Genomic DNA, 14,234 nt, shown 5'->3' with positions numbered 1-14,234 from the left:
TCGAATACGTGGGACGAATCGATGATCAAGTGAAAATTCGCGGTTACCGGATTGAGCTTGGCGAGGTGGAAGCGCATCTGCTGAAAGTGGAGCCGGTTCAGAGTGCTGCCGTGATCGCACGGAAGGACGAAAGCGGCCAGAATATGTTGTGCGCGTATTATGCAGCGGATAAAGAGCTTACGGCAAGCGAGCTGAGATCGGCTTTGTCGCAAGAACTGCCGGGATACATGATCCCGACACACTTTGTGCAGGTGGAGCGGATGCCGCTGACGCCGAACGGAAAGGTCGATCGCAAAGCGCTGCCGGAGCCGGAAGGCCGCATCATGACAGGAATAGAGCATGTCGCGCCGCGGACACCGCTGGAATCCAAGCTGGCGCATATCTGGCAAGAAGTGCTCGGACTTGAGAAGGTCAGCGTGAAGGACAGTTTCTTCGAGCTTGGCGGACACTCTTTACGTGCAACGACGCTGGTAAGCAAGCTTCAACAGGAGCTGCATGTGAGCATGCCGCTGCGTGAGGTGTTCCGCTTCCCGACTATTGAAGAGCAGGCGCAAGTGATTGGCGGGATGGAGCAAGAGGAATACAGAGCGATCCCTCAGGTCGGCGAAAGAGAATGCTATCCAGTGTCTTCGGCCCAGAAGCGGCTATATATTTTGCATCAATTGGAGGGCGCCGAGCAGACCTATAACATGCCGGGCGTGATGACACTCGCAGGACCGCTTGATCGGGAGCGGCTCGAAACAGCGTTCCGTAAGCTGATTTCGCGTCATGAGACGCTGCGCACCGGCTTCGAGATGGTGGATGGCGTACCTGTGCAGCGGGTATACGAAGAAGTGGATTTTGCGGTGGAGTATGCGCAGGCAAGTGAAGAAGCAGCCGGTGAAGCCGTTCATGCTTTCATCCGCGCGTTTGATTTGCAGAAGCCTCCGCTCTTGCGAATCGGTCTGATCGAGCTTGCGAAGGAGCGCCATCTCCTGATGTTCGACATGCACCACATCATATCCGACGGGGCCTCGATCGGGATTCTGATCGAAGAGTTCGTCCGGTTGTACCGTGGAGAAGAGATCTCGCCTTTACGTATTCAATATAAGGATTATGCCGCCTGGCTGCAGTCTGAAGCGCAGCAGGATTGGTCGAAACAGCAGGAAGCCTATTGGCTGGATGCGCTGCGCGGGGAACTGCCGGTCTTGGAATTGCCGACGGACTATGCGCGGCCTCTGTTCCGAAGCTATGAAGGCAGTACGTTCGAGTTCACGATTCAGCGGCGCGAGGCGGAGCGCCTGCGGCAGCTAGCTGCTGAGTCCGGAGCTACATTATATATGGTGCTGTTGGCACTTTATACGACCATGCTGCATAAATACACGGGGCAAGAAGACATCATCGTGGGGATGCCGATCGCAGGCAGAACGCATGGAGATCTGCAGCCGCTCATCGGAATGTTTGTCAACACACTGGCCATTCGCAGCTATCCTGCCGGGGAGAAGACATTCTTGTCCTTTTTGGAGGAAGTCAAAGACACAACGATGCGGGCCTATGAGCATCAGGATTATCCATTTGAAGAACTGGTGGAAAATGTGCGGGTGCCGCGGGACGCAAGCCGCAATCCGTTGTTCGATACGGTCTTCGTCCTGCAGAATACGGAGCAGGGAACGTTCGATATCGATGGGCTGCAGCTGTTGCCGCATCCGGCAGAACATCCTGTCGCGAAGTTCGACCTGACCTTCCACATCGAAGAAGAAGAGGAAGGGCTGGCATGCAGCATCGAATACGCCACCGCCTTGTTCCAGCGGGAAACGGTCGCACGGATGGCACAGCACTTCCGCCAGTTGGTTGAAGCCGTCACTGGCGAGCCGGTGGACCGGTTAGATCGGTTGGAGATGTTGACGGCAGAAGAGAAGGTTCAGCTTGTGGATCGGTTCAATGATACGGGAGCGGACTATCCACGGGAGAAGACGATTCACCTGCTGTTCGAAGAACAAGCGGAACGTACCCCGGCTGCAGTGGCCGTAATTTTCGAGAATGCTCAGTTAACTTATCGGGAGCTGAACGAACGTGCCAATCGCTTGGCGCATACGCTCCGGGCAAAAGACGTGCAGACGGATAGCTTGGTGGGCATTATGGCCGAGCGTTCACCAGAAATGATAGTCGGTATTCTGGCGATTTTAAAAGCCGGCGGAGCTTATGTGCCAATTGATCCGGAATATCCGGAAGAGCGGATTCGCTACATGCTGGACGATTCTGGAGCGCAGGTGCTGCTGCTTCCGCATGATCTGCGGGACAAAGTTGGCTTTGATGGGACAGTCGTGATGCTTGATGACGAGCAATCCTATGTTGAAGACAGCTCTAATCCAGCAACGGCCAGCAAGCCGTCCGATTTGGCTTATGTCATCTATACCTCTGGTACAACGGGCAAGCCGAAAGGGACATTGATTGAACATAAAAATGTCGTGCGCTTATTGTTCAACAGCAAAAATCTGTTCGACTTCAATTCGGCGGATACGTGGACATTGTTCCACTCCTTCTGCTTTGATTTCTCGGTCTGGGAGATGTATGGGGCGCTGTTATACGGAGGCAGATTGGTGGTCGTGCCGCAATTGACCGCCAAAAATCCGGCACAGTTCCTGGAACTGCTTCACGAGCAGCAAGTGACCATATTGAACCAGACACCGACTTATTTTTATCAGCTGCTGCGGGAAGCGCTGGCAGAGCCCGGACAAGAACTGAAAGTAAGAAAAGTCATTTTCGGAGGAGAAGCATTAAATCCGCAGCTGCTGAAAGATTGGAAAACGAAATATCCGCATACCCAGTTAATCAATATGTATGGAATAACGGAAACGACGGTCCATGTCACTTATAAAGAAATTACTCAAGTGGAAATCGAGCAAGCGAAAAGCAATATCGGGCGCCCGATCCCGACCTTGAAGGTATATGTGCTGGATGCGAATCGCCAATGCGTGCCTGTGGGTGTAGCTGGAGAGATGTATGTAGCGGGCGATGGCTTGGCGCGCGGTTATCTGCACCGTCCAGAACTGACGGCTGACAAGTTCGTGGATAGTCCTTTCGAGTCAGGCGGACGTATGTACAGAACGGGCGATTTGGCCCGCTGGCTGCCAGATGGCAATATCGAATATTTGGGACGGATCGATCATCAGGTAAAGATTCGCGGCTACCGGATCGAACTCGGCGAAGTGGAAGCGCAATTGACGAAGGTGGATCCTGTTCGGGAGGCCATCGTCATCGCACGGGAAGACGGACACGGGGAGAAGCAGTTATGCGCGTACTTCGTGGCCGCCCGTGAGCTTACGGTGGGCGAATTGAGGCAAGAACTGTCGCATGCGTTGCCAGCCTATATGATTCCCGCATATTTCGTGCAATTGGAGCGGATGCCGCTGACGCCTAATGGGAAAATCGACCGCAAAGCGCTGCCGGCTCCGGAAGACAGCGTAAATACCGGCACGGAATATATAGCGCCGCGGACCCTATTGGAGTCCGACTTGACGCGTATCTGGCAAGATGTGCTTGGACTGGAAAGCATCGGCGTCAAAGACAATTTCTTTGAGCTTGGCGGCCATTCCTTGCGTGCGACCACGTTGGTGAACAAGGTGCACCAAGAGATGAATGTCAATCTTCCGTTGCGGGACGTCTTCCGCTTCTCGACGATAGAGGAGATGGCTTGCGCGATTGCAGAGATGGAACAACGCACATATATGTCCATACCAGCGATTGAAACAAGAGACTATTACCCGGTATCCTCTGCGCAGAAGAGGCTGTATATTCTCCACCAGATTGAGGGGGCCGAGCAAGGCTACAATATGCCGGGCGTACTGCTCCTTGAAGGTATGCTCGATCAGGAGAAATTCGAAGAAGCGTTCCACGGAATCGTAGCGCGTCATGAAACATTGCGCACCGGCTTTGAAATGGTTAATGGCGAACCGGTGCAGCGAGTATATGAGAAAGTGGATTTTGCAGTGGAATATCGGCAGGCGGACGAGGAAGAAGTCGAGGCGGTCGTACGAGATTTCGTCCGCACGTTCGATTTAGAGAAGCCGCCGTTGCTGCGAATAGGTTTACTCGAATTGGCGAAGGAGCGTCATGTGCTCTTGTATGATATGCACCACATCATTTCCGACGGCGTTTCGATGGGGATCGTGGTGGAAGAGTTCGTCCGTTTGTACGCCGGAGCAGCGTTGGAGCCGCTGCGTATCCAGTACAAGGATTATGCCGCATGGCAGCTGTCCGAAGCGCAGCAGGATTGGATGAAGCGGCAGGAAGGATATTGGCGGGACGTGTTCCGCGGAGAACTTCCGGTATTGGAAATGCCGACGGATTATGTGCGTCCTGCCGTGCAACAGTATGCTGGCAGCACGCTTTCATTCGACATCGATCCACAAATGAGCGAAGGATTGCGCCGGATTGCGGCCGAAACCGGGACAACGCTGTACATGGTGCTGCTCGCAGCCTATACCATCCTGCTTCATAAGTATACGGGCCAAGAGGATGTCATCGTGGGCACGCCAATTGCGGGAAGAACCCATGGGGATCTGCAGCCGCTCATCGGGATGTTCGTCAACACGCTTGCTATTCGCAATTATCCGGCAGGGGAGAAAACATTCCGCTCCTATCTGGCGGAAGTCAAGGAAACGACCTTGGGGGCCTATGAACACCAGAACTATCCGTTTGAAGAATTGGTGGACAAGTTGCAGGTCGCGAGAGATTTAAGCCGTAATCCGCTGTTCGACACTATGTTCGCTTTGAATAATACGGAGCCCGAGACTTTCCCTCTCGAAGGACTGCGGCTGACGCCGTATCCTAGCGAATACACGATATCCAAATTTGATTTGAGTTTGGATGTGTCGGAAAAAAATGACAGGCTGGAATGCAGTCTGGAATATGCGACTGCCTTGTATAAACCAGACACGGCAGAACGTATGGCGCAGCACTTCCAACAATTAATCGATTCCATTGTCGACCAGCCGGAGGCGAAGCTGGTTTCGCTCGGCATGCTTACGGAGGAAGAGAAGGCTCAGATTCAACATGTGTTTAACAGAGCGGAGGCAGGGCACTCGCAGGAGAAAACGGTGCCTGAATTGTTCGAGGAGCAGGTGGAGCGCACGCCGGATCGGATTGCGGTCGTACACGAGGACAAGCAGCTGACGTACCGGGAGCTGAACGAACGGGCGAATCGCCTGGCGCGCACGTTGAGGGCCGAGGGTGTGGAGCCTGAGCAACTGGTCGGCATCATGGCTGATCGCTCGCTGGACATGATCGTGGGCATTATGGCCATCTTGAAATCCGGCGGAGCCTATGTGCCGATTGACCCGAAATATCCGGAGGATCGCATTCGCTACATGCTGGACGATTCGCACGCGCAGGTGCTGCTGGCCCAGCGTCATATGCAAGCAAGCGTAGCGTTTGCCGGGACATGGGTGATTCTGGACGAAGAAGCGTTCTACCATGAAGACGGCACCAACTTGGAGCCGCTCAATGAGCCGATGCATTTATCGTACGTCATCTACACATCAGGAACGACGGGCAATCCGAAAGGCGTCATGATCGAGCACAGACAACTAGTGGCCATAGCTGACGCCTGGAAACGCGAATATCGCCTGGAGGAGGAAGGTATCCGCTGGCTGCAGTGGGCCAGCTTCTCGTTTGACGTGTTCTCGGGGGATATGGTCCGCACGCTGCTGTATGGAGGAGAGCTCATTCTGTGTCCGGAGCAGGCGCGGGCGAACCCGGCGGCTATCTCTGAGTTGATTCGCAAGCATCAGATACAGATGTTCGAATCGACACCGGCCCTCGTCATCCCGTTCATGGATTATGTGTACGACAACAACTTGGACATTAGCAGCCTGAAGATGTTGATCGTGGGTTCGGACCACTGCCCGACGGCAGAATTCGATAAGCTGACCGAGCGCTGCGGTTCACACATGCGAATACTGAATAGCTATGGCGTGACCGAAGCTTGCGTCGATGCTTGCTACTATGAACGGACAACGCCGGATGCGTTGCGGACGTTGCCGATTGGCAAGCCGTTGCCGGCTGTAACGATGTATATTCTGGATGATAACCGCTCGCTGCAGCCTATCGGTCACACGGGTGAATTATATATCGGCGGAGCCGGCGTCGGCCGCGGCTATCTGAATCGACCGGACTTGACCGTCGAGAAATTCGTGGACAATCCGTTCATGCCGGGCGCGCGGATGTACCGGACGGGCGACTTGGCCCGCTGGCTGCCGGACGGCAATATCGAATATGCGGGCCGGATCGACCATCAAGTGAAGATTCGAGGGTATCGTATCGAGATTGGCGAAGTGGAGTCCCAGCTGCTGGCAGCGGCAGGCGTCCGCGAAGCGGCCGTCGTCGCGCGGGAGGATGGAAGCGGACAGAAGGTGCTGTGCGCGTACTTCGTTGCAGACAGCGCTCTAACGGTAGGCGAACTGAGAGCATCAATGGCCCAACAATTGCCAGGCTATATGATTCCTGCGCATTTTGTGCAATTGGAGCGCATGCCGTTGACACCGAACGGCAAAGTTGATCGCAAGGGACTGCCGGCTCCAGAAGGAAACGCGTATACCGGAGCAGAGCATGTTGCGCCGCGAACCGAGGCGGAGAAGACGCTGGCAGCCGTGTGGCAGGTTGTATTGGGCGCAGAGCAGGTTGGCTTGATGGATCACTTCTTCGAACTGGGCGGCGATTCCATCAAATCGATTCAAGTGTCTTCCCGGCTGCATCAGGCCGGTTACAAGCTGGAGATACGCGACTTGTTTAAATATCCGACTATCGCGGAGCTAAGTCCGCATATTCAGCCGATTGGCAGGAAAGCCGACCAGGGCGCAGTGACCGGCGAGGCGGCGCTGACGCCGATTCAACACTGGTTCTTCGGGCAGCGGTTCGCCGACCCGCATCACTATAACCAATCGATCATGCTATACCGGAAGGAAGGCTTCGACGAAGCGGCGATTCGCAAGACGCTGGAGAAGATCGCCGAGCATCACGATGCGCTGCGGATGGTATTCCGCAAGACGGAGCACGGGTATGCGGCCTGGAACAGAGGGATCGGAGAAGGCGAGCTCTACAGTCTCAACGTGGCGGACTTCACGGATGATCCGGCGTGCTACCGGGCGATCGAAGCCAAGGCGAACGAGATACAGAGCGGTATTAATTTGCAAGCCGGGCCACTGCTCAGAGCGGGGTTATTCACTTGCGCACACGGGCATCATTTGTTAATCGTCATTCACCATGCTGTTACCGACGGAGTCTCATGGCGGATCTTGCTGGAGGATATCGCGGCAGGTTACGAGCAGGCGCTGAAGGGAGAAGCGATTCGTCTGCCTGCGAAGACGGACTCCTATCTAACCTGGTCCAAGCAGCTGAGCGGATACGCGCAGAGTCCGGCCATAGAGCAGGAACGATCGTATTGGCAGCGTATCGCGCAGTCGAACACGAAGCCTCTGCCAAAAGATCGGACAGTGAATGTTTCTTTGCAACGGGATAGCGAATCTGTCAGCGTCCAATGGAGCCGGGAGGATACGGAGCAGCTGTTGAAGCACGTCCACCGGGCATACAACACCGACATGAACGACATTCTGTTGACGGCGCTGGGAATGGCCATACAGCAATGGAGCGGCCGCGATCGCATGCTGGTGAATCTGGAAGGACACGGCCGCGAGTCCATCATGGCGGACGTCGATATCTCGCGCACTGTGGGCTGGTTTACGAGCGAGTATCCAGTGCTGCTTGAGATGGAGCCGGACAAGAGCTTGTCCCATTGCATCAAAAAGGTGAAGGAGGACTTGCGCCAAATTCCGCACAAGGGGATCGGGTATGGCATCTGCCGATATCTGTCCGGAACGATGGAAGACGCGGCGTGGGGCACAGCACCCGAAATCAGCTTCAACTACTTGGGGCAGTTTGATCAAGATCTGAACAGCAACGGGATGGAGATGTCTCCGTATTCGAGCGGCACGGATGCAAGTGGCAAGCAAGTGCGCCAATACGCGTTGGACATCAACGGAGGCATTACGGACGGATCGTTGTCCTTTGACCTGAGCTACAGCCGGAAGGAATACCGCAGGGAGACGATGGAGGATCTGGCCGGGCGGCTGCGTGAGAGCTTGCAGGAGATTATCGCGCACTGTGCAGCGAAAGAGCGCACGGAACTGACGCCGAGCGACGTGCTGTTGCAGGGGTTGAGTGTGGAGGAACTGGAGCTGATAGTGGAGCAAACGCGGCACGTTGGCGAGATCGAAAATATATATGCGTTGACGCCGATGCAAAAGGGTATGTGGTTCCACAACGCTATCGATCAACAGGCGGGCGCTTATTTCGAGCAAACCCGATTCACCATACAGGGAGTACTCGATGTGGATGTCTTCGCGATGAGTTTGAACGTATTGGCTAAGCGCCATGCGGTACTGCGGACGAACTTCTATAGCGGCTGGAACGGCGAACCACTCCAAATTGTGTACCGGGACAAGCGGATTGCATTCGTTTATGAAGATCTACGCCATCTGCCAGCAGCCGAGCAGACTGCACATATCGAGCACGCCGCAAGGGAAGACAAGCTGAAGGGATTTGATTTGGAGCAGGATGCGTTGGTGCGGGTAGCGCTGATGCGCACGGGAGCAGCAAGCTGCCGCGTGCTCTGGAGCTCCCACCACATTCTGATGGATGGCTGGTGCTTGCCGCAGCTTACGCAAGAGCTGTTCGACACATATAGCTCCTACATGAAGCAGCATCATGATGAACAGGCACTGCCAGCGTACAGTCAGTCATCATACAGCCAGTATATCGAGTGGTTGGAGCAGCAGGACGAGGAAGCAGCAGCTGGGTATTGGAGCGAATACTTGGCAGGGTACGACCAACAGACGTTGCTGCCGCAAGGGAAGACGCAAGGGAGAGACGAAGCTTACGTGCTGGAGCATGTCGTGTGCGAACTGGGCAAGACCTTGACAGGACGGATGAGCCAGCTGGCCAAGCAGCATTCAGTGACGCTGAATACATTGCTGCAGGCGGCCTGGGGCATCATCCTGCAGAAATACAACGGCACAGACGATGTGGTGTTCGGCGGGGTCGTTTCGGGCAGACCGGCAGCAATTCCGGGCATTGAAACGATGATCGGGCTGTTCATCAACACGATTCCGGTGCGCGTCGCTTGCGCAGCGGAGACGAGCTTTACTCAGGTGATGAGACGGCTGCAGGAGCAGGCATTGGACTCTGGCCGATACGATTATTATCCGTTGTATGAGATACAAGCACAGTGTGCGCAAAAGCAGGAGTTAATATCCCATATTATGGTGTTCGAGAACTATCCGGTGGATGAGCAGATGGAGCAAACCGGAAGCAAGGACAGCGGAACGCTGAGCATCACGGACGTCGAAGTGGCAGAACAAACGAACTATGATTTCAACCTAATGGTCGTGCCGGGCGAAGAACTCGTCGTTCGTTTCGACTTCAACGGAAGCGTGTTCGACAGAACGAGCATCGAGCGGTTGACGGGGCATCTGGTGCATGTGCTTGAGCAAATTACGGCCAACCCGCAAATATCGGTGGGAGACCTGGAACTGGCGACAGCAGCGGAGAAAGTGGAAATTGTAGATGTGTTCAACGATACGGCGGCGGATTATCCGCGGGAGAAGACGATCCTCAAATGTTCGAAGAACAAGTCGAACGAACTCCAGATGCGGTGGCGGTCATGTTCGAGCAGGAACGGCTGACGTACCGGGAACTGAACGAGTGTGTGAACCGCTTGGCCCGGACGCTGCGAACGCAAGGCGTCCAACCGGATCAGCGTGTCGGCATCATGGTCGAGCGCTCGTTGGAGATGATGGTCGGCATCATGGCGATTTTGAAGGCTGGCGGGGCATATGTGCCGATTGCTCCGGATTATCCAGAGGAGCGCATTCACTACATGCTGGAAGATTCGGGAGCGCAGGTGCTCTTGCTGCAAGGCCGTTCGGGAGAGAGCGTGTCCTTTGCAGGCCGCATCGTCAATCTGGACGATGAGAGCTCCTACGCCGAAGATGGATCGAATCTGGAATGGGTCAACCAGGCAAGCGATGCTGCTTATGTCATCTATACGTCGGGGACGACGGGCAAACCGAAGGGGGTTCTGGTGGAGCACGGTTCTGTCATCAACCGCTTGCTGTGGATGCAGAAGCAATATCCAATCAACGCCAACGATACGATTATGCAGAAGACGGCGATCACATTTGACGTCTCCGTCTGGGAGTTGTTCTGGTGGGCCTTCGTCGGTTCTAAAGTGTGCCTGCTCCCGGTCGGCGGGGAGAAGAACCCGGCCGTCATTCTGGATACGATCGCGCAGCAGCATATCAGCACGATGCATTTTGTGCCGTCCATGCTGCATGCCTTCCTCGAATATGTCGAGGAGCAGCCGATTGCAGAACGGGAGCGCAGCTTAGCGGCACTCTCGCGGGTGTTCGCAAGCGGCGAGGCGCTGACCCTCTCGCAAGTCGAGAGATTCGAGCGTTGCATTGCGCCGGCGAGTGGAGCGCGCCTGATCAATCTGTACGGGCCGACGGAAGCGACCGTAGACGTGACGTACTATGATTGTGAGGCCGGGCAGCCATATACGAGCGTGCCGATTGGGAAGCCGATTGACAATACGCAAATTTATATCGTTAATCGTCAAGATCAACTGCAGCCGATTGGCGTAGCCGGAGAATTATGCATCGCGGGTGTGGGCTTGGCGCGAGGTTACTTGAAGCGTCCGGAGCTGACGGCCGAGAAATTCGTGACGATTCCGTTCATGCCGGGCGCGCGGATGTACCGGACAGGCGACTTAGCCCGCTGGCTGCCGGATGGCAGCATTGAATATTTGGGCCGGATCGACCATCAGGTGAAGATCCGGGGGTATCGTATCGAGCTCGGCGAGATCGAGGCCCAGCTGCTGCAAGTGGAATTCATTCGGGAAGCGGTCGTTGTCGCGAGGGAAGATGAGAGCGGGCAGAAGGCATTATGCGCCTACTTCGCCGCAGATAGCGAATTGCCGGTAAGCGAGCTGAGATCAGCGTTGGCTGTAGAATTGCCGGGCTACATGATTCCGTCGTACTTCGTGCAGCTGGAGCGACTGCCGTTGTCAGCGAACGGGAAGCTCGACCGCAAGGCGCTTCCGGCTCCGGGAGGAAGCATGCGCAGCGGCAAGGAACATGTTGCACCGCGCTCGCTGCTCGAAGTGAAGCTGGTGCGAATCTGGCAAGAAGTGCTCGGACTGGCGCACGTCAGCGTGAAGGACGACTTCTTCGAACTCGGGGGACATTCCTTGCGCGCCACCACCTTGGTTAGCAAGCTGCATAAGGAGCTGAACATCAATCTGCCGTTGAGAGACGTGTTCCGCTATTCGATTCTTGAAGACATGGCGCTCGCTATCGGCAGAACGGAACAACGAGAGTTCCAGACCATTCCGCAGGTCGAAGCAAGCGATTATTATCCGTTGTCTTCTGCGCAGAAGCGGCTGTACATCGTGCAGCAGGTGGAAGGGGCAGAACAAAGCTACAATATGCCGGGAGCGATGTCGATCAGAGGGCAACTGGACCGGAATCAATTCGAGGCAGCGTTCCGCGGATTAATCGCACGTCATGAAGTGTTCCGCACTAGCTTCGAGATGGTGGGCGGCGAGCCGATGCAGCGTGTACATCAGGATACGGCATTTGCGGTGGAGTATATGCAGGCAAATGAAGAAGAGGCTGAAGCAATCGCGCACCAATTCGTCCGCACCTTTGATTTGGAGCAGCCTTCCTTGCTGCGTGTCGGTCTGATCGAATTAGACCGGGAACATCATATTATGTTGTTTGACATGCATCACATCATCTCTGATGGAGTCTCCATGGGCATATTGGTGGAGGAATTTGCCCGCTTGTACAGCGGGGAGGAGCTGCCGCCACTGCGCATCCAATACAAGGACTATGCCGCATGGCAGCAATCAGAGGCGCAGAGTGAACGGATAAAACAACAGGAAGCGTATTGGCTTGACGCATTGGATGGCGAGCTCCCGCAGCTGGAATTGCCAACCGATTTTGCAAGACCGGCTCATCAGAGCCATGAAGGAGACACCCTTGATTTTGTAATCGATTCGCACATGAGCGGGGGGCTGCAGCGGCTCGCCGAGCATACCGGCACGACGCTGTACATGGTGTTGTTAGCGGCCTATACGATTTTACTGCATAAATACTCGGATCAAGAAGATATCATCGTGGGCACTCCGATCGCGGGAAGAACGCATGCGGATGTGGAGCCGCTCATCGGGATGTTCGTCAACTCGCTTGCATTGCGCAGCTATCCGTGCGGGGAGAAGTCATTCCTCTCCTACCTGGAGGAGGTTAAGGAAATGACCTTGGCTGCTTATGAAAATCAGGATTATCCGTTTGCAGAGCTTGTGGAGCACGTACAGGCCGTTTGGAGCCCAAGCAGAAATCCGCTGTTTGACACCATGTTCGTCTTGCAAAATACAGAAGACCGGAACGTTCGCTTCGGAGAGCTGACCATAGAACCGTATACGCAACATCACAACGTCGCCAAATTCGATCTGACACTGGAGATTGCGCTGGAAGACGGTGTAATGAGCGGGCACTTTGAATATTGCACCCGATTGTTTACAACAAACATGGTTGACAACTTTGCCGAGGATCTGTTGTCTATCTTGGCTCAGATCTGTGAGCAGCCTGCTATCCGCTTAGGTGACATTCACTTACACGGCAATGCAGAGGAAGATGAAGAGGCGTCCTTAGCAGAAGAAATCGATTTTGTGTTCTAATCTTCTGTTCACCGGTTGCGAGTGTGCGCTATCGCTTATGTAGAAGAGATCGTTCTTGCAACCTTCTCGGTGCTGAAAAGTGGTCTTTTGAACACGCACTTATAGCAATAGCACACACTCCGGTGAATAGGAGCGGCAATAGCTTGGTTGTACCCCATTGAGAGAGGAGAAGATGAACTTGGCATTTGAAAAGGAAACCGATTTTTGGAATGCGCAATTCGATGCTGAAGATAGTCCTGCGATCCTGCCTTACTCCACAGCTTCAATCAGCGTTACAGCTCGCGATCATTCCAATTCCATCAGCTTATCTGCCGACGTATCGCAACGAATTAGTCATATGAGCAGAGGTTCCCATCTGGCCGAATACATGATCTTACTAGCAGGCATCCAATGCTTGCTTTACAAATATACAGGTGAAGAGAGTGTCATCGTAGGCATGCCAATCGTTAGAAAGTCCAAGGACACACGGCGGCCTATCAACAATGTGGTGATTCTCAAAAATAAGCTAGGTGCAAACCGTACCTTTAAATCGTTGTTGACCGAATTGAAAACTACGCTTACCGCAGCAATCAATCATCAGAACATCCCTTTTCGGAAGATGACGGAGCATTTGCATTTAGAAGCTGTAAATGGAGTTCCTGTCGTAAATACGATGGTTTCTATGAAAGAAATACATACCATTGAATTCAGTCAGAGTGTAGTCTCCGATATCCTATTCCAATTTGAATGGGAACAAGATGTGATTTCATTACATGTGACCTATAACGAAAATCGATACGATAAACCATTCATTACGCAAATAATGAACCATGTTAACTCTTTATTTGCCGACGTTTTATATACCCCGGAAAGAGTGCTGCAAGACGTGAACCTGCTATCAGAGCAGGAGACGGCTCAGCTTCTTTATGAATTCAACGATACAGCAGCAGACTACCCGCGGGATAAGACGATACACCAATTGTTTGAAGAGCAGGAGGAACAAACTCCGGACGCGGTGGCGGTGCTATTCGAGGACAAACAGCTGACCTATGCGGAGCTGAATGCCGCTGCCAATCGCATTGCCCATCTCCTGCGGGAACGAGGAGTAGCACGGGGCACTTTGGTTGGCATTTGTGTAGAGAGATCCCTAGAGATGGTGATTGGACTGCTGGGGATCCTCAAAGCAGGCGGGGCATACGTTCCGATCGATCCTGACTATCCGGAGGAACGGACTAACGCCATGCTGGAAGATACGGCAATCAGCGTCCTGCTCACGCAGGCGCATTTGCAGACAAGCATGCCGAACAGCATCGATTCCGTCTTGCTCGATGCAGCGGCAGAGACGGCTCTGGAAGGAAGCTGGCCGAACTTGACGGATGCGGCAGGGACCGCGGACGATGTGGCCTACATCATCTATACGTCCGGGTCGACGGGAATTCCGAAAGGAGTCTGCGTCACGCATCGAGGGGTGGTCCGGCTC

At 54.3% G+C, this 14,234-nt stretch carries 3 protein-coding genes; all 3 read left to right on the top strand.

The window, feature by feature from the left end:
• Nucleotides 1–9,719, top strand: a 9,719-nt coding sequence (locus A372_RS38285) for a non-ribosomal peptide synthetase (RefSeq protein ID WP_019419051.1), incomplete at its 5' end; no start/stop codon positions are given.
• A complete protein-coding gene (locus tag A372_RS38280) occupies nucleotides 9,653–12,775 on the top strand; it encodes a non-ribosomal peptide synthetase (RefSeq protein WP_019419050.1) in 3,123 nt (1,040 codons plus the stop codon). The genes A372_RS38285 and A372_RS38280, both read left to right, overlap by 67 nt.
• Before the next feature lie 178 nt (nucleotides 12,776–12,953).
• A partial coding sequence (locus A372_RS32890) for an AMP-binding protein (protein WP_019419049.1) occupies nucleotides 12,954–14,234 on the top strand: 1,281 nt, incomplete at its 3' end.

Origin of the sequence: Paenibacillus sp. OSY-SE (genome assembly GCF_000283315.1) — a bacterium.
Lineage (GTDB): Bacteria > Bacillota > Bacilli > Paenibacillales > Paenibacillaceae > Paenibacillus_B > Paenibacillus_B profundus.
This window is presented reverse-complemented; position numbering and strand designations above follow the sequence as displayed.